Annotated in this window: 9 protein-coding genes; 3 read left to right on the top strand and 6 right to left on the bottom strand. The window is 71.3% G+C overall.

Annotated features, from left to right (window positions below; translation table 11 throughout):
• Window positions 1-23 precede the first annotated feature (23 nt).
• Window positions 24-749: a nucleotidyltransferase domain-containing protein gene (locus tag ACFW9O_RS12360; protein ID WP_384608084.1), complete on the bottom strand. Its 726-nt coding sequence runs from the start codon at window positions 747-749 to the stop codon at window positions 24-26.
• A 330-nt stretch (window positions 750-1,079) separates the two neighbouring features.
• Here ACFW9O_RS12360 and ACFW9O_RS12355 point away from each other — a divergent pair, with 330 nt between their 5' ends.
• On the top strand, window positions 1,080-1,283 hold the full coding sequence (locus ACFW9O_RS12355; protein ID WP_384608081.1) for a hypothetical protein: 204 nt from the start codon (window positions 1,080-1,082) through the stop codon (window positions 1,281-1,283).
• Between the two features lie 32 nt (window positions 1,284-1,315).
• Window positions 1,316-2,221, top strand: a complete 906-nt coding sequence (gene argB / locus ACFW9O_RS12350) for an acetylglutamate kinase (protein ID WP_384608892.1) — start codon at window positions 1,316-1,318, stop codon at window positions 2,219-2,221.
• A 195-nt stretch (window positions 2,222-2,416) separates the two neighbouring features.
• Here argB and ACFW9O_RS12345 read toward each other — a convergent pair whose 3' ends face one another.
• Window positions 2,417-2,935: a GNAT family N-acetyltransferase gene (locus tag ACFW9O_RS12345; protein WP_384608078.1), complete on the bottom strand. Its 519-nt coding sequence runs from the start codon at window positions 2,933-2,935 to the stop codon at window positions 2,417-2,419.
• A 168-nt stretch (window positions 2,936-3,103) separates the two neighbouring features.
• Complete coding sequence (locus ACFW9O_RS12340) at window positions 3,104-3,316, bottom strand: MbtH family protein (RefSeq protein ID WP_384608075.1); 213 nt, start codon at window positions 3,314-3,316, stop codon at window positions 3,104-3,106.
• 201 nt (window positions 3,317-3,517) lie between these two features.
• On the opposite strand from ACFW9O_RS12340, the gene ACFW9O_RS12335 reads away from it, so the two are divergent.
• Window positions 3,518-4,624: an alpha/beta hydrolase-fold protein gene (locus ACFW9O_RS12335; protein WP_384608072.1), complete on the top strand. Its 1,107-nt coding sequence runs from the start codon at window positions 3,518-3,520 to the stop codon at window positions 4,622-4,624.
• 131 nt (window positions 4,625-4,755) lie between these two features.
• On the opposite strand, the gene ACFW9O_RS12330 is transcribed toward ACFW9O_RS12335, so the two are convergent.
• The 3 genes from ACFW9O_RS12330 to ACFW9O_RS12320 form a co-directional block, all read right to left on the bottom strand.
• A complete protein-coding gene (locus ACFW9O_RS12330) occupies window positions 4,756-5,418 on the bottom strand; it encodes a lysophospholipid acyltransferase family protein (protein ID WP_384608069.1) in 663 nt (220 codons plus the stop codon).
• 189 nt (window positions 5,419-5,607) lie between these two features.
• A complete protein-coding gene (locus tag ACFW9O_RS12325; protein ID WP_384608066.1) occupies window positions 5,608-7,308 on the bottom strand; it encodes an ABC transporter ATP-binding protein in 1,701 nt (566 codons plus the stop codon).
• Window positions 7,295-18,235, bottom strand: a complete 10,941-nt coding sequence (locus ACFW9O_RS12320; protein WP_384608063.1) for an amino acid adenylation domain-containing protein — start codon at window positions 18,233-18,235, stop codon at window positions 7,295-7,297. The genes ACFW9O_RS12325 and ACFW9O_RS12320 overlap by 14 nt, the downstream gene beginning before the upstream one ends.
• Between the last annotated feature and the right edge of the window lie 51 nt (window positions 18,236-18,286).

The raw sequence follows: 18,286 nt of genomic DNA, 5'->3' as shown, positions 1-18,286 counted from the left end.
ACGAACCCCGCGGCCGGGGTGGATCATATCGGCCAGCGGTGCGAGTAACCCTCCCTCAACGGTCCGCCGACCAGGTCGAGAACCTGCTCGACCGCAGCCGCCAACGGCGCGGAGCCGCCGAGTTCGGCAACAGCCCTGTGGCCGTCCAGCAGCGCCTTGCCCCGTACGGGATCCGCGCTGAGCAGTCTGCGCGGCAGCCACTTTCCGGTGCCGGCCCACGCGTTGTGGTGGGCAGTGAGCAGATGGGCCGCCTCACGCAGGGCGGAGTCGGCGAGCGAAAGCTGTTCGTACCGGCCGACCGACGGGGCGTCGACCAGGTCGTCCATCAAGCAGGTGAGACCGTAGCGGCCCTGCTCCCACTCCGCCGGGGTCAACGGAGGGGGACCGGCCGCGAGTGCTGCGCGGGCCTCTGCACGTGTACGCGACAGATCCCCGTACCGATCCAGCAGGGGCAGACCCTGGTCGTAGATGAAAAGCACCGTGCCGCGGCGGCGGGCCCTGTCCCATGCGAAGAACTTCGGCACGTCCGCGAGGGCGTTCACGAACAGCTCGGCCTGACGGCCCTCGTACCGGATCACCTCACGGCGGCTGGTGTCCGGATCCGGCAGGAGTACGGCCACATCCAGATCACTGGCCGCAGTGGCGCGGCCCTGGGCGGCCGAGCCTCCCAGCACGGCACCCAGCGCGTGCGGGAAGCGGCTGGAGACCAGACGACTGGCTTGCGCGAACGCGGTTTCCTGATCAGTCATGGGCGCCTATCGTGCCAGCCCCGCGCGGCCCCGTGATCAGAGGCAGGGATTGCGGGGCAGCGTCCGGAAGCGCGGTTCGGGCCGAACTGCCGCGTTCCTGAAGTGAGTCGAGGGCAGGGCGACCCGGATCAGCCCACGAGCAACTTAGGTTAGGCTAATCTAAGGAACTGTGGAGTTCGCACACCGTCGTGCGCGTCATCAGGGAGGGGGAATTCGCCCATGGGCCTGCCCGGCGCCGGCTCACACTCGATGCCGGCCTACGCCGCCCTCCCCCACTCGCGTGCCGCATGGAGAAACGATCCCGAACGTGCCGCACCGCTGGTCCACACCATGAAGAACCACTTCGTCGGCATGTTCCCGGCAGGGCTCTCCCCCGCGTGGAGCTCGTCGGCCACCTGTGGGGACCGGGTATCGGGGACGATCCGGACGCCGCCGCGATCGTCGAGCCCCTCGCACCTCGCGCAGGCGGGTATCTGCACCACGGACCGCCTGCTGCGTGATCTCGTCCCGCACCGGGAGCCGAAGAACGCGTGACCACTCGTGAATTCAAGAAAGCAGGGGCAGCGATGAGACCGGTCGTCACGGAGCTCGCGGAGGCGGACCGGCCCGGCGGGCTGCTTCTCCGGCCGGAACGGCGGGGCTCCGCGGTCGTCATCAAGTTCGGCGGCAACGCCATGGTCGACGAGAGCCTGCAGCGGACGTTCGCCCACGACGTCGTGGAGTTGTGGCGCGCGGGCCTGCGTCCGGTCGTCGTGCACGGGGGCGGGCCGCAGATCAGCGCGATGCTCGACCGCCTGGGCCTGGAGAGCCGTTTCGAGGCGGGCCTGCGGGTGACCACGCCGGAGACGATGGAAGTGGTCCGCATGGTGCTGACCGGCCGGGTCCAGCGGGAGCTGGTCGGCCACATCAACGACCACGGGCCGTTCGCGGTGGGAATGACGGGCGAGGACGCGCACACGATGACGGCCGTGCGCCGGCCCGCCTGGGTGGACGGCCGGCCGGTGGACATCGGTCTCGTCGGCGACATCGTGGACGTGAACCCGGGCATGGTGCGCACGCTCCTCGACCAGGGGCACATCCCGGTGATCTCCCCCGTGGCCCGCGGCGAGGACGGGCAGGTCTACAACGTCAACGCCGATCTCGCGGCGTCGGCCCTGGCCGTGGCCCTCGAAGCCGAACGCCTGGTGGTCCTCACCGATGTGGAGGGGCTGTACGCGAACTGGCCGTACAGCACCGAGGTGATCGAGCGTCTGACGGCCGAGGCACTGGACAAGATGCTGCCGGGACTGGCGAGCGGAATGCTGCCGAAGATGGAGGGCTGCCTGCAAGCCGTGCGCGGCGGCGTGCGCACCGCTCATGTGCTCGACGGCCGCGTGCCGCACGCGGTCCTGCGTGGCGTACTCGGCGAGACCGGCCCCGGTACCACCGTGGTCCCCGACGACAGCCCGGACCACGACGAACAGGTTGGGTGACCGCGGCGGGCGGCGTACCGCTCCGGCGACGCGGGCGCGCAGGACGGCGCCTGCGCCCCCGTTCCCGGCCCCGAACCGGGGCGGGATCAGCGCCACCATGAACCGAATCCCGGCATACGCAGACGGACTTCACCGGCGCGATCGCGCCGGTGAAGTCCGGGGGGGGCGGGTACCGCCGCGCGGGCGGGCGGACGGTCACAGGACCCTGGCGAGGATCCTTGCGTTGCGTCGGGGGTCCAGGGACTCCGCCCAGGGCCGGGGCGCCAGGCGTGCGGTCGAGGGCGCGAAGCCGTAGCGGAGGAACAGGGCTCCGTCGCCGGTCGTCGCCGTGAACAGAGCACCGAGCGACTGGGCGCGCGCCATGGCCACGACCGCACGCAGGAGCGCGGCCCCCACTCCGTGTCCCTGACTGTGCGCGGCGACGCAGAAGTTGTACAGGACGCCCGCGGATCCGCGGAACTCCCCCGGCTCCGCCGGGTGCACGCGCAGACCCACGCAGCCGTCGACGCGGCCTCCGGCCTCCATCACGAGGAAGTCGGCCGCGTGGGTGGCGTAGAGCGAGGCGGGCCGCTCCCGCAGTGCCCCCGAGCGCATGAAGGGCCGGGACAGCCCGGCGAGTGCGGAAGCGTCCGCCTCACGGGCGCGACGCACGGAGGGCGTCGGCGCGAGGAGCGCGGGCGACAGCGGGGCGGGACGCGGCGTAGCCGTGATCAAGGCTTTCCCTTCCTCGGTTCCGTTGCGAAGAACGGCTCGTCGCCGTGCAACTCCGACGCAACAAGCGAGATTAGGTTAGCCTTACCTAAGTGGTGAGTCCAATCCGGTACTGCCGTGCTGTCCGTTCAGTGCGGACGGGCAGCCCGGCAGCTCCTTGCCACGAAGTGGTCAGGCGTCCATGGACGCCGCGAGGGACTTGGGCCGCAGATCCGTCCATCGGGCCTCGATGAACTCGAGGCACGCGTCACGGGTGTTCTCCTCGAAGAGGATCGACCACCCCCCGGGCACCTCGGCGAAGGACGGCCAGAGCGAGTGCTGGCCCTCGTCGTTGACCAGGACCAGGAAGCGGCCTTCGGGGTCGTCAAAGGGGTTGGTGCTCATATGTCATTGCCTCCTCGGGCCGACGGGCCGGTGACAGCCTCGCCGGGAGTGTGAATCAGGTCCGCGTGTGGTGCTCCCGCAACGCGATCACCAGCCCGTTCAGGAGGTGGATCAGAATGGAAGGGGAGGTCACTATTAGGTTAGGCTCACCTAATCGAGTCGAGCTTAGCCTTTCAATATCCCTCTCACAAGGAGACGTTCATGCGCCCGGTGATCGAACGGGTCCCCGCCGAGGACGCCTTCGCCGCGTACGGAATGCCCGGCAGGCCCGGAAGCGACGAGTTCTGGGCGGCGGCGCGCACACCCGCGTCGGTCCCCGCCGGCGACGGCGGTTGGGTGACCTTGTTCCTGTGGCGCGGCTCCGGTGCGAGCATCGGCTTCGAGAGCTGGTCGGACTCCTCACCCCTGAGCCGGTGGGGGGACACGGACTGCTGGTACGCCGAGGTCCGCATGCCGGCGCGGCTGCGGGTGACCTACCGGTTCCTCGCCGACGACACGGCGTACGCCGACCCGTTCAACCCTGCCGGTGCCGGCGGTGACCGCTCCATCGCCGCGACCCCGGACGCCCCGGCCCAGCCTCACTGGCCGCTGATCGGCGCCGACGACGTCCTGCCCCTCCCCCGCACCCGGCTCCGCTGGGCAAGCCAACGGCTCGGCGGACGGCGCACGGTGCGGGTCCACCCGGTGGGCGGCGGCGGGCCGGTGGTCCTGCTCCTCGACGGGGACGACTGGCTGTACCTGCACCCGGCCATGACCGCGTTCGACGCGGCCGTCGCCGGCGGTGAGATGCCTCCCGTCACCCTCGTTTTCCTGCCGGCCAAGGACAGAAAGGCCGAGTTCGGGTGCGGGCCCGAACTGTGGGAGGCGGTCCGGGACGAACTTCTGCCGCTGGTGGCGGAGTCCGGCGTGCCCGCCGACCCGGACCGGCTGGTGGTCGCCGGGCAGAGCCTCGGCGGACTGAGCGCGATGTACGCGGCACTGGAGTTCCCGGACCTGGTGTCCCGAGTCGCCTGCCAGTCCGGGTCGTTCTGGTGGACACCCGGTGCACTGGACCGGCCGGACCCGTTCGGTGGCCCGGAGGGCGGCACCATAGCGGCGCGCCTGCGGGAACGCCCCGACCTGTCCGGTCTGCGGGTCGCGTTCGACGTGGGGGAACACGAGACACGGATGCTGCCCCACTGCGGGCTCGTCGAGACCCTGGCCGAACAGGCCGGTGCGACTGTGCGGGTTTCCCGGTCGCCGTCGGAGCACGACCGGGCGGGCTGGCGGCACGCCCTGCTCAGAGACGTCGCCTGGGCGCTCGCCTAGGCAGGACCGAAAGGCTTACGGGAACGACGCTGCCGGGAACCGCTCCTGGTCTCCTACGCGGTCGGGGCATCGACGCGCCCTCTCGAAGCGGTGGGGCGCGCCGGCTCACGTACGGTGTGCCGGCGCGCCGCTCACGCGGCCAGGACGACCGGTTCGCCGAGACGTTCGGCGGCCTCCCGCCAGGCGTCGGTCACCGCCGCACGGGCATGTTCGGTGCGGTTCGGCAGGTCGCCCGTCAGCATGACCGGCGCGCCGATGTGGACGTGGAGACCCGGCCTGCGCAGCGGGGCGGTGCCCAGGCCCGCGAGCTGCTTGAGCGGGCTTCCTGACACGATGCGGCGGGACCCGGCCTGTCCCAGGGGGATCACCGGGGCTCCCGTCCGGTGGGCGAGGCGGGCCAGCCCGCTGCGGAAGGCCTCCGGGGCCGCTTCTCCCGCGTCCTTGCGGTCCGGGATACCGCCCTCGGCGTAGATCAGGACGAGACGTCCCCGGGCAAGGGCCTCCGCGGCGCCGTCGAGGGCGTCGCCGGCGCGGGCGTCGTGCCGGTGGACGGGAATGTGCCCGCCATGGACGAGCGCACGCCCGAGCGGGGGGATCCGCCAGAGCCCCGCGGCCGCGAGAACGACCGGCTCGACGCCGAGACGGCGCAGCGCGGCGAGGACCACGGCCGGGTCGGCCAGTGAGCTGTGGTTGGCGGCGATGATGCTGCCCGGGGCGAAGCGGGCGTCGCTGTCGGTGGTGACCGTCAGTCTGCCGACGGCAGGCACCAGGGCGCCGGCGAGGCGACTGAGCATGGGCGGGTCCTCCCGGACTCGGACGATGGTGATCCCCATCGTGGTCCGGAAGCGCGCCGCGGACCTGAGTACCGGTGCTCAGCCGGCAGCCCGCCGGATACCCAGTCCCTCGGCGCCGGGGTCCCCCGCCCGACGGTGCGCGGGACCCGGGCGGTCAGGGTCTCCCGTCCGTACGGGAGACCCTGCCGGTCAACGCGCCACGGCCAGGCAGTAGTCCTCGTCCGTGGCGAGCAGGTTGCGATGGGTGTCCTCGGCGGTGATGACCCCGTCGTCCAGGACCAGGACACGGTCGGCTGCGTCCAGGAGCGCCGGGCTGCTGGTGAACACGACGGTGGTGCGGCCGCGGCGCATCTTCGCGATGTTGCGTGCGATGAGCTGTTCGGTGACCGCGTCGACGGCTGTCGTCGGATCGTGCAGCACCAGGATGTCGGAGTCGGCGGCCAGGGCGCGGGCCAGGGACAGCCGTTGGCGCTGCCCACCGGAGAGGTTCGCACCGCGGTCGCGGACGCCGTGGTCGAGCCCTTCGCGGTGGAGGGCCACCACATCGGTCAGCATGGATGCCTCGACGGCCTCGGGAACCATCGTGCTGGTGCCCGACGGGTCGATGTTCGTACGGAGGGTGCCCGCGAAGATCTCCCCGTCGTACGGGTTCACGAGCATGTGCTCACGGACCGCCTCGACCGACAGGTCCGCGATCTCGTGCCCGCTGACCCGTACCGCTCCCTCGTACGCGTGGGGCGGGACGTTCACGGCGAGGATCGACGCGAAGTCGGCCGCCGCGCGCGGCTGGTAGGCGGCGATGGCCACGAACTCGCCGGCCGGGACCTGGAACTTGAGCTTGCGCAGCGTCCCGTACCGGACGCAGTCGATCTCGAGGTCCCCGCCCGCGGCCGGGCGCTCCGGCCCCGGGGTCGTCACCGGCGGGGCGGCCAGTACCAGGGCCATCCGCTCAGCCGAGGCGCGCGCCATCATCACGTACTTCGGCATCTCCGAGAACATCTTGAGCGGTTCCATGATGAACTGCGCCAGCCCCACGGCCATGACGAGCTCGCCGATGCTGATCTGCCCTTCGAACGCCAGCCATCCGGACGTCAGGGTCACAGCGGCGGCGAGGACCGCGTTGAGGGCCAGTGCGGTGCCGGCGTACGCGCCGTTGACCTTGGCCACGGTGATCGCCTGGTGCTTCGCCTCCGTGCTGACCTTCCGGTAGGAGAGGAACGCCGCGTGGTTGCCGCCGAAGCCGTGCAGCGGGCGCAGGCCGGTGATGAGGTCGGCGACCTTCGCCCCAGCCCGCGCCACCCTGGCCTGCTGTTCCTGCGTGCTCGCGCCGATCCGCTTGGACATCACGCTCAGGATCGACAGGATCGCGACGGTTCCCACGATCACGAGCAGGCCGAGCCGGATGTCGGCCAGGCCCAGCGCGACCGCCGCGACCACCACCGCGACCAGCGAGCTGATCAGCAGCGGCACCACCTCGATGATGTCGGCGGTCTGGTCGGCGTCCTCGGTGGCGATGGTCAGCACCTCGCCGGACTTCAGGTCGACGTCCCTGGCCACCGGCTGGAGTCCGCAGGCCGCGACCCGCACCCGCCAGCGGTGCGCCTCGGTCGTGTTCGCCTGTTGCAGGACGCGCATCCCGAACCGCCACGACAGCGACACGGTCGTGATGATCACGGCCAGTGCGGCGATGGACAGGCCGAGCGAGCCGAGGCTCCGCTCCTGCAAGGAGTGTTCGACGATCAGACCGAGCGCGATGGGGAACGCGGTCTCGCCGGCCTGGTACATGCCCATGAGGACGGTGCCCCTGGTCATGGCGCCGACGTTGCGCCGCAGGGCGGTCCGAAGGATGTCTGCCCCCTGTCGGGGCCGCTGGGTGTCAGGAGTTGTCATCAAGGTGGCTGGCAATCGCTTCCGGGGTTCGCAGTTCGAGCAGGTCACGGATCGTGATCACGGGACCGTACTCCCGGCGGAGCAGCCCGATCAGCCGCACCGCCAGCATGGAGTGTCCTCCGAGTGACACGAAGTCGCTCACCGCGCTCACTTCGTCATCGTCCAGGTCCAGTGCCTCGGCGAAGAACTCGCACACCACGGTCTCGGTCTCGGTCTCCGGACCGCGCTCGCCCGCCGTGGTCAGCACGCCGAGGGGCTTGGCTTCCGGGAGGGCCTTGGTGTCGGCCTTCCCGTTCACCGTCAGCGGGATGCTGTCGACCTGGGCGTAGTGCGTCGGGCGCAGGAAGTCCGGCAGCGCGGCACCCACTTCGGCCGCGACCGTGGCCAGGTCCGCGTCACCGAGGACGAGGTAGGCGGCCAGCCGGTAGGCCCCGTCGACCTCCGGGGCGGGCTGGGCGACGGCTGCGGCGAAACGCACGGCCGGGTGCGCCGCGAACGCGGCCTCCACTTCGCCCAGCTCGACCCGGTGTCCCCGGATCTTGACCTGCTGGTCGGTGCGGCCCAGGTACATCAGGTTCCCGTCGGGCCGCCGGACCACCAGGTCCCCGGTGCGGTACATGCGCTCGCCGGGTTCGCCGAACGGGCAGGCGACGAACCGGTGCGCGGTCTGGGCGGGCTGTCCCAGGTAGCCTCGCGCGATGCCGATGCCCGACACGTACAGCTCACCGGGAACTCCGTCCGGCAGGGGCCGCAGCCACGGGTCGAGGACGTACACCTCGGTGTTGTCGATCGCGACGCCGACCACCGGGTCCTGGCATTCGAAGGTGCCGACGCCGAGGGTGTTGATGGTGTACTCGGTGGGACCGTACAGGTTGTAGCCGACGGTCCCGTCGGTCTCGGCGAGCTTCTGCCACAGCCTCGGCGTGACGGCCTCGCCGCCCAGCAGCACCAGCGCGGGCCGCCGTTCGGGGTTGTCGAGCAGTCCCTCGGCCACCAGTTGCTGCGCGTAGGTCGGGGTCACGTTGATGACGTCGATGCCGTGCTCGAGGCAGTACTCGACCAGACGGGGCGCGTCGCGGCGCAGTTCCTCGTCGCAGATGTGCACCTCGTGGCCGTCGGCGAGCCACAGCAGTTCCTCCCACGACATGTCGAAGGCGAACGACACGGTGTGGGCGATCCGGAAGACCCTGTTCTCGTGCTCCGCCAGCACCGGCTCGAAGATCCGGCGCTGATGGTTGATCAGCATGTTGGTGAGCCCGGCGTACTCGGTCACCACGCCCTTGGGCTTTCCGGTCGATCCGGAGGTGAAGATGGTGTACGCGGGGTGCCGCAGGCGGTTCGGGGCGTCCGGCGCGAACGTGACGAACGGTTCGGCCCCGGGCAGCGGACGGTCGAGCTCGATCAGGTCGCCGGTCAGCCTGGGCGACACGGCGCTGACGGTGAGGATCACCTTCGGGCGGGCCTCCTCGACGATCGCGGCGATCCGCTCGTCCGGGTGGTCGAGCTCAAGCGGCACGTACGCCGCACCGACGCGCAGGACGGCGAAGAGTGCCACGATCGAGTCGAGGGAGCGTGGGACCGCGAGGCCCACGGCCGTCTCCGGGCCGATGCCGCGCCCGGCGAGTACGCCGGCCAGTGCTCGGCTGCGGTCGCGGAGCTGGGCGAAGGTCATGGTCGAGCCGTGTGCGACGAGGGCGACCCGCTGCGGGTCACGGTCGGCCGCCCGGTCGAACCGGTCGACGACGGTGTCCGTACCGACGTCCGTGCGCCCGGCGGGCTCGGGACGGGACACCGGCCCGGGCAGTGCGCCGACCGGGCCGGTGGAACGGGCCAGGTCCTCGAGCACGCGCAGGTAGTCGTCGAGGAGACGACGGGCGTTGCCGGTGTCGCCGTCGCGGTGCTCCAGCTTGACGGTGAGCCGGTCGCCGGGGGTGACGACCCAGGTGAACGGGTAGTGCGTCGAGTCGTCGGCCTTCACCGAGGTGATGCCGTGCCTGGCGTTCATCTCGGCGAACGCGTCCATGTCCAGGAAGTTCTGCAGCACGAACAGGTTGTCGAACAGCGTGTCGTGCCCGCTGGCCCGCTGGATCTCACCGAGTCCCAGGTGCTCGTGTTCCATCGCCACGACCCTGGCCGCCTGGACGGCCGAAAGGTACTCACCGACGCTGTCGTCCGGCCGTGCCCGCGTCCACATGGGCACGGTGTTGAGGAGTACGCCGACGATGTCGGACAGCCCCTCGCCCTCACGGCCGGAGACGGTCACGCCGAACGCGGCGTCGCTGCGGCCCGTGTGCGCGCCCAGCAGGAGGCCGAAAGCGCCGGTCAGCACCGAGTTCAGCGTGACGCCGTGCGCCCTGGCCGCTTCCCGCAGCAGTTCCGACTGCTCGGCGGACATCTGGTGCACGAGTGCGCGCGGCAGGTCGTCCGTGAGGGAGGGGTTCGGTCCGGCGAGGAGCGTCGGGCCGGTGAGGCCGGCCAGGTGCTCCGCCCAGAAGCGTTCGGATACGGCGGGGTCCCTGGCGTCGAGCGCCCGGGCGTAGTCCTCGAATCCGGGCGTGACCGGTGTCGCGTCCAGGGGTTCGCCGGCGAGGACGGCCTGATAGGCGTCGAACAGGTCCCGCAGCAGGATCTCGCGGGACCAGCCGTCCCACAGCAGGAGGTGGTAGCTGAGCAGCAGTCCGTCGCGGTCGTCGGGGAGACGGACCACTGTCAGCCGGACCATCGGCGGCTCGTCCGGGTCGAATCCCGTGTCACGGTCGCGGATGCGCAGTGCTTCCACGTCCGCTTCCGTCTCGGGGTGGACCGTGCGGACATCGACCCGCCGGCCCGCCTTGAGGACCTGGACCGGGTTTCCGCTGTCGTCGGTGGTGAAGCCGGCGCCCACGACCGGGTGCCGCGCGATCACGTACGCCATCGCCTCGGCCAGCGCGTCGGTGTCCAGGCGCCGGTCGAAGGTGAAGTAGCTCTGTGCGACGTAGTGTCCGGCCTCGCCCGCCATCTGGGCCTGGAAGAACAGGCCCCTCTGGAGCGGGGTGACCGGTGCCGTGCGCTCGGCCGTCGCGGAGGCCTCGGCGATGCGCTGCAGTGCGCCCAGCCAGTGCACGGCGATCTCGTCGGGGATGCCGTCGGCGAGGGTGAACTCCGCGTGCAGGCTTCCGGTGGCGTCGTCGGTCCACGCGTTGACCTCGACAGCGTACGGGCTGCCCTGGTCCCCGCCGGTGATGTGCAGCGCCTGGGACTCGCTGCCCCGCCCGAGGTAGTTGAACAGCACCTGAGGACGGGCGTTCAGCAGGGGGGCCGTCTGCGGGTTGAGGTACCTGAGCCGGCCGTAGGCGACGTGGCCGAACTCGTCCGGCTGGCGTTCGGCGAGTTCGCGCGCCGCCGCGACGGGGTCGGTGTGTGCGGTGAGCCGCACCGGTGCGATGGAGGTGAACCAGCCGACCGTACGGGTGTAGTCGTGGTGCTCCAGCGCCGGGACCCTGCCGTGCCGCTCCAGCTCGATCGCGAGATCGGTGGGCGAGGGCTGGACCTGGGTCAGCGCGGTCCGGAGCGCGCCGCACAGCAACTCGGTGACGCCGACGCCCAGTACGGAGGGGGCGGTACGCGTCACGCGGTCGCTCACGTCGGCGGCGAGCACGACGGTGGTCCCGTGCAGGTTCTCGACCGCGGGCAGCAACGCCGGTGCCTGGAGCGTGGTGATCCAGTGCCCGAGGTCGTCGGTCGCGTGGGAGGAACCGGAGTTCAGCGCTTCGGCGTACTCGGCGTAGGACGTGGTCGGCGGTGCGAGCGGGGCACCGCCCATGGCGGCGGCCAGGTCGTCCAGCAAGATGAGCCAGGACACCGAGTCGACGGCCAGGTGGTGAACGGTGACCACCAGGGTGCGGCTCGCCTCGAGCCAGGAGAAGGCGATCACCTCCCCGGACTCGGGGTCGAGACGCCCGGCCGCGTCGTTCGCCGCGGCCGTCGCGTCGTCCGTGTCTGTCCGGACCACGGTGACCTCATGGGCGGGTTCGGTGCGCAGCGCCCACACCCCGTGCTCGACGCTCAGCCGCAACCGGAGGGCCGGGTGCGCGGCCACGACCGCGCGGGCGGCGCGCTCGGCGTCGGCGAACCCGGTGCCCTCGGCCGCCACCAGTGCCCTGGCCTGGGCGAACCGGGCGAGTGGGGCGCCCAGTTCCCGCTGGCGCAGGATGATCGGCGTCGGCGACAGCGGGCCGTCCTCACGGCGCACGGGCTCGGCGACCGCGGTCTGCGGTATGCGCGTCCCCAGGTGCTCGGCGAGCGCGCGCGGTGTCTTGAGGAGGAACACGTCGCGCGGCGCGATCGGGAGTCCGAGCGCTCTGGCCCGGTTGATCACGGTGATGGCGACGATGCTGTCGCCCCCGGCCATGAAGAAGTCGGTGTCACCGTCCACGTCCGCGGAGCCGGGCAGCGTCTCGGCGAAGATCCCGACCAGCGCGGCGAGTGCGGACCCGCCCGCGGCCACCGGGGTGCCGTCCTGTGCGGCGCGTGCGGATTCGCCCGCGGCCTCCGGGGTGCCGTCCTGTGCGGCACGCTCGGTCAGGGCCTTCCGGTCCAGCTTGCCGTTGACCGTCAGCGGCAGGGCGTCGACCGGCAGGACCCGGCCCGGCACCATGTGCACGGGCAGCTTCGCCGACAGCAGGCCGGTGAGGTCGCCGGGCACCCGTCCCACGACGTGCGCGACGAGGTGCTCGCCGCTGTCCGCGACGGTGACAGCCACATCGACCACGCCGTCGAGTTCCCGGATCGCGGCCTCCACCTCGCCGAGCTCGATACGGAATCCCTTGAGCTGCACCTGGTCGTCGGCGCGGCCGGCGAACTCCAGCTCGCCGTCGAGCGTGCGGAGCGCGAGGTCACCCGTGTGGTACATGCGGGAACCGTCGCCCGCGAACGGGTTCGCGACGAACCGGCCGGCGGTCAGTCCGGGCCTGCCCAGGTAGCCGAGGGACACCTGGTCGCCGGCGACGTAGATGGCGCCGACCCGGCCCGGCGGAACCGGCCGGAGCCGGTCGTCGAGCAGGTAGGTGACCAGGCCGGGGATCGGACCGCCGATCGGGCTGACGTCCTCGCCGAAGTCCTCGTCGGTGAGCACCCGGTGGGTGACGTGGACGGTGGTCTCGGTGATGCCGTACATGTTGACCAGCTCGGGCGAACGGGTGCCGTGCCGCTCGACCCAGCCGCGCAGCCGCACGGGATCCAGCGCTTCGCCGCCGAAGATGATCCGGCGCAGCGCGGTGGCCGGTCCGCCGGCGTGCCGGTCGGCCTCGACGAACCGGTAGAACGCCGACGGGGTCTGGTTGAGCACGGTCACCCCGCGCTCCTGGACCAGCCGGTGGAAGTCGACCGGGGAGCGGGTCAGGGCGTACTCCGGCACCAGGAGCTCTCCGCCGTGCACCAGCGCGCCCCACAGTTCCCAGACCGCGAAGTCGAAGGAGTACGAGTGGAACTGGACCCACACGTCGCTCGGGCCGAAGTCCATGTCGGGCCGGGTGTTCGCGAGCAGCGTCACCACGCTGGAGTGCGGGACGACGACGCCCTTGGGCCTGCCGGTCGATCCGGACGTGTAGATCACGTACGCCGGGTCGTACCAGCCGGCCGCGGGCGCGGCGGTGTCGTCGGGCAGCTCGTCGGCCTGTTGCAGCTCGTCCCCCTGGACGAGCACGCGGGCCGACAGGCCTTCCCGGGTCAGCAGTTCGGTGAAGCGGTCCCGCTGTTCACGGTCGACGAGAACGACCTGCGGAGCGGCGTCGGAGAGGATGTACTCCAGCCGTTCGTCCGGGTACGCCAGGTCCAGCGGCACGTACGCGCCGCCCGCGGAGACGATCGCGACGAGGGCGACGACCTGCTCCAGGGAACGGGGGACGGCGACGGCCACGCGCTTGCCCGGTCCGACACCGGCCGCTCGAAGCGCCGAGGCCAGCTCGTTCTTCGCCGCCTCCAGTTCGCCGTAGGTCAGTGACCTGGAGCTGCCGTCGAGCGCGCACTGCGTGACGGCGGTGGCGGCCAGGTCGCGGTGCGCGGCGGCGTCGAACAGTGCGCCCAGGGTCGTCGGGGTGATCGGCGCGGGGCGTCGGGCGTCGTCGGCTGCCAGATCGCCGACCGGGGCGTCCGGACGGGTGAGAAGGCCGGTGAGGGTCCGGGTGAAGGTGCTCAGGACGGCCTGGGCGCTCGTTTCACGGAGCAGCTCACCGTCGTAGATGAGGTTGAAGCGCGGACGGCCGTCGAGTGCGCGCTCCACCACCAGCGTCAACGGGTAGTGCGGGGCGCCCTCGTTCACGATGTCGGCGATGACCAGCTCGTCGTCGGGTCCCCGCAGGGCGTCCACATCGGTCGCGACGTCGAACACCACCAGGGTGTCGAACCGGGCGCCGGCGCCCGCCTGCCGGCCGATCCTCGCCAGCGAGACGTGCTGGTGCGGCAGCACCGCGCTCTGGTGTTCCCGTACGGAGGCGAGCAGGTCGCCCGCCGTGGTGGCGGACTCCCACCGGGCGCGCACGGGGATCGTGTTGATGAACAGGCCCACCATGTCCCCGATGCCGGGCACGTCCGCGTCGCGCCCGGACACCGTGGAACCGAACACCACGTCCTTGCCCTGCAGGATGCCGCCCAGGGTCACCGCCCAGGCGCTGTGCACGGCCACGCTGAGCGGCACGCCGGCCGCCCGGGCTGCCGCGTCGATGTCGTCCGTCGGCTCCACGGCGATGTCGGTGAACCGGTCGGAGGGGGTGTGTCCTTCGGCGACCAGTGAGGGGCCGGGCAGATCCGCGAGCTGCTCGCGCCAGACGCGGTCGCTCTCGTCGTCGTCGCGTCCTGCGAGCCAGTGCACGTAGTCGGGGAAGCCGCCGATCTGGTACACGGTTCCCGGCCGGTGGTACTCGGCCAGCAGCGTACGAAGCATCGGCGGTACCGACCAGCCGTCGGCGATGATGTGGTGCACGGTCTGCACCAGCACGTTCCGGCCGGAGCCCGCGCGGACGAGCGTGTACCGCATCAGTGGGCCGGTGGCCAGGTCGAATCCGGCGCGGCGGTCCCGCTCGGCGTAGTCGCGGATCTCGTCGTCGGTGATTCCCGGGCGGTCCAGCGTGGTGAACGGTGCCTGGGCGCCGCTCTCCAGCACGGAGACCACACGGCCGTCGGCGAGGGCCACGAACCTGGCGGCCAGGTTCGGGTACAGGGTGAGCAGCCGGGTGGCCGCGGCCGTGAGCCGGTCGGCGTCCACCTCGCCCTCCAGCGTCAGCACCTGCTGCTCGACGTAGCTGCCCGCCGAGTCGTCGTCGAAGACCGAGTGGAAGTACAGGCCCTCCTGCAACGGGGTCAGCGGCAGGATGTCCCGCAGTTCCGGGCCGTCCAGGGCGTCGACGTCGGGCTGTGTGAGCGGCACCAGGGAGAAGTCGCTGGGAGAGTGGCCGCCCCGGTCGAGTGCGGCCAGTCCGGCCAGCGCCACCCGCAGGTACTCGCCGACGGTCGCGATGTCCTCGTCGGTGAACATTCCGTCGGGCCAGGAGATGGTGGTGACCAGCTCGTACTCGCCGGTCGACGCGGGTTCGGCGATCGCGTTGAACTCCAGGGAGCGGGGCAGACGCATCCTCGGGTCGCGCTTCTCGCCCAGCTGCCCGGTGGTGCCCGCGGGCTGCCAGTCGCCGGTCGCGCCGGAGTCGAAGCGTCCCAGGTAGTTGAACAGCACTTGGGGTGCGGGCGCGTCGAACGCGGTACCGGCCAGGTAGCGCAGGGCGCCGTAGGAGACGCCGTTGCTGGGCACCCTGGCGAGGTCCTCCTTGACCGCCTTGAGTGCTGCGGCCAGGTACTCGGGTGCCGTGGGGTCGGCTGCCGCGCCCGGGTCGACGGTCACCGGGAACAGAGTGGTGAACCAGCCCACGGTTCGTGACAGTTCCGGCTCGAAGCCGGCGGCGCCCGCCACGAACCGGCCTTCACGGCCGTGGCCCTCGAGTTCGATGTGCGCGAACGTCTGGTCCTGCCCGAGGTCGCGGCGCCACCGGGCGAGGGAGACGGCGAGCGCGGTCAGCAGGACGTCGTTGACGCCCGCGTGGAACTTCGCGGGAATCTCGCCCAGCAGCGCGGCCGTGACCTCGGGGCCGACGGAGACGGTCCGGGTCCGCTCCTGGACGACGGTGTCGGTTCCGGACAGCGCGCGCCTGCCCACGGGTGCGTCCGCTCCCGGCAGGGGGCGCTCGAAGTAGGCACGGTCCGCGTCGAATTCCGCGCGCCCGAGCAGTTCGGTCCAGCGCCGGAACGACGTGCCCACCGGGGGCAGTTCGACAGGTTCGCCGGAGGAGATCTGGCGCCACGCCGTGGCCAGGTCCTCCATCAGGACCCGCCAGGACACGCCGTCGATCACCAGGTGGTGGACGACGACAACCAGTTGGCGTGCCTCCCGTCGCCAGACAGCCCGCAGCATCACGCCGTCGTCCGGGTCGAGCCCGTCGGTGGCGAGCTCCACGCAGGCGTCGAGGGGACGGTCGCTCTCCTGCCACACCGCGGCGGCCGGTGCCGCCTCGGGGATGTCGAAGCTCCAGCGTTCACCGCGCACCAGCTCGGCGCGCAGCATGTCGTGGCGTGCGACCACGGCGGTGAGGATCTCGTCCAGGGCTCCGGCGGTCAGGTCAGCCGGGGTGTTCAGGACCATCGACTGCACGAAGCCGTCGATGGCGTCCGTGGTCTCACCGAGCCACTGCACGATGGGCGAACCGACGACGGAACCGGTCGCCACATCGCCGTGCCGCGCCGTGGACACGTCCTCGCGGCTCGCCACCGCCGCCAGCGCGCCCACGACACTGTTGGTGAAGATCTGACGTGCCGTCACATACAGGCCCGCCTCGCGCAGCGCGCTGAGCAGGGAGATGGCCAGGATGCTGTCTCCGCCGAGCCGGAAGAAGTCCTGGTCGACGCCGACCTCGTCCAGCCGCAGCACCGCCGCGACCGTCGCGCACAGCACGCGCTCGTTCTCGGTGGCGGGCGGGACGATCGCGCCGGTCCCGATCACGGGCTCGGGCAGTGCCTTGCGGTCGAGCTTGCCGTTCGCGGTGAGCGGGAACTCCTTCATCACGACGGTGTGGGCGGGCACCATGTACTCCACCATGTGCTCGACGGCCCACGCCCTGACTTCCTCGGCGCGCAGGTCCTCGCTGCCGGCGGCCGGGATCACGTACCCCACGAGGTAGGTGCCGCCCGCCGTGTTCTTCTTGGCGACGACGCAGGTGTGCCGTACCCCGGGGTGCTCGGCGAGACCGGCCTCGACGTCCTCGATCTCCAGACGCATACCGCGGATCTTGATCTGGTTGTCGGCCCGTCCGAGGAAGTCCAGCGACCCGTCCGGGGCGTAGCGCGCGAGGTCACCGGTCCGGTAGAGCCGGGACCCGTCCCCCGCGAAGGGGTTCGCCACGAACCGGGACGCCGTCAGGCCGGGCGCGTTGACGTAGCCGCGCCCCAGCAGGAATCCGCCTACGTACAGTTCGCCGCCGACACCGACGGGGACGGGGCGCAGCTCGTCGTCGAGCACGTAGAGCTGGGTGTTGGGGTTGGCCTTGCCGATCGATGTCGACAGGCGTTCCGCCTCGCCCCGGTAGATGACGTGGCTGACGCCGATCGTCGTCTCGGCCGGGCCGTAGCCGTGGTACATGGGGATGTCGAGCCGGGTGCGGAAGCGCTCGTACAGCTCCGGGGTCAGGACCTCGCCGCCGCACCACACGTGCCGCAGACTGTCCAGCCGACCGGAGTCGCCCGCGATCTCGAGCAGCACGTCCAGCATGGACGACACCAGGTACGTGAAGGTGACGCGGTGTTCGGCGATCACGCTCAGCAGGTGGTGCGGGTCGCGTTCGCCGCCGGGCCGCAGGACCACCAGCCTGCCGCCGGACACCAACGGCAGGAAGATCTCGTTGATGGAGATGTCGAAGGACAGCGGGGCCTTGAAGAGTGACGCGTCGTCATGACCGAAGCGCAGGATCTCGTCGACCTGCCACAGCAGGCGCTCGCTGATCGCCTCGTGCCGGATCATCGCGCCCTTGGGCCGCCCGGTGGAACCGGACGTGAAGATCACGTACGCCAGGGCGTCGCCGGGGACGGCGACCTCGGGGCCCTCGACGGGGCAGGAAGCGAACCTCCAGTCGCCGAGGTCCACGGCCACGGCCTCGGGTTCACCCGGGTGGTGCTCGCCCGTGTCGTTGAGCTGCAGCACGACCCGGGCGTCCTCGACGACGACGGCGCGGCGTGCGGCGGGCCACTGCGGATCCAGCGGCACGAACGCACAGCCTGCCTGGAGCACGCCGAGCAGTCCGATCACCATGTCGGCGGAGCGGCCGAGGGATATACCGACGACCTGTTCGGCGGTGAGTCCGCGTTCGATCAGATGGTGGGCCAGCTGACCCGACAGCTCGGCTACCTGACGATACGTCAGCGACTGGTTCTCGTCGATGACGGCGACGGCGTCGGGCCTGGCCCGCGCGTGCTCGCGGAACATCTCCACCAAGGTCGGGCGGACCCGCCCGGCCTCGGTGTCGTTCCACTCGGCCAGGGCTTCGATCCGCGCCGCCGGGCCGGAGGGGCCGATGCTGCCGATGGGCCGGTCCGGGAAGTCGGCGAGGTCGTCCAGAGCGAGCTGGGCCTCGGCCCGCGGCACGCCTTCCGGTACGGCGATGCTCCGGCCGTCCGCGCCCACCTCCCAACCGGTAGGCACGGAACCGCCGTTGTCGACCCACCCGAGAACATCCGCGAACAGGGTCCCCGGGGTGAGGTCGATGCCGTCGGGCCCCAGTCCGGTCGCCCAGTACGAGAGACCGATGGCGCACGCTTCGGCGATGATCCTGTCGGAGCGGTTACCGGTCCGCCGGCGCACGTCGGCCAGGCTCGCGGGAGAAAGCAGTACGAGTCGAGCGTTCGGATCCATCATCGAAGACTCAGTGTCCCTTCCAAGGTATGGAAGTTAGGCTACCCTAAGTCA

It is taken from the genome of Streptomyces sp. NPDC059499 (assembly GCF_042749285.1).
Lineage (GTDB): Bacteria > Actinomycetota > Actinomycetes > Streptomycetales > Streptomycetaceae > Streptomyces.
The sequence above is the reverse complement of the archived record's forward strand: the minus strand, read 5'-3'. Positions and strand labels throughout refer to the sequence as shown.

Excerpts from the sequence above, each read along its gene's own strand:
- ACFW9O_RS12335 (WP_384608072.1), top strand. The coding sequence starts at position 3,518 with ATGCGCCCGGTGATCGAACGGGTCCCCGCCGAGGACGCCTTCGCCGCG.
- ACFW9O_RS12360 (WP_384608084.1), bottom strand. The coding sequence starts at position 749 with ATGACTGATCAGGAAACCGCGTTCGCGCAAGCCAGTCGTCTGGTCTCC.
- ACFW9O_RS12355 (WP_384608081.1), top strand. The coding sequence starts at position 1,080 with ATGAAGAACCACTTCGTCGGCATGTTCCCGGCAGGGCTCTCCCCCGCG.
- argB (WP_384608892.1), top strand. The coding sequence starts at position 1,316 with ATGAGACCGGTCGTCACGGAGCTCGCGGAGGCGGACCGGCCCGGCGGG.
- ACFW9O_RS12330 (WP_384608069.1), bottom strand. The coding sequence starts at position 5,418 with ATGCTCAGTCGCCTCGCCGGCGCCCTGGTGCCTGCCGTCGGCAGACTG.
- ACFW9O_RS12340 (WP_384608075.1), bottom strand. The coding sequence starts at position 3,316 with ATGAGCACCAACCCCTTTGACGACCCCGAAGGCCGCTTCCTGGTCCTG.
- ACFW9O_RS12320 (WP_384608063.1), bottom strand. The coding sequence starts at position 18,235 with ATGATGGATCCGAACGCTCGACTCGTACTGCTTTCTCCCGCGAGCCTG.
- ACFW9O_RS12325 (WP_384608066.1), bottom strand. The coding sequence starts at position 7,308 with ATGACAACTCCTGACACCCAGCGGCCCCGACAGGGGGCAGACATCCTT.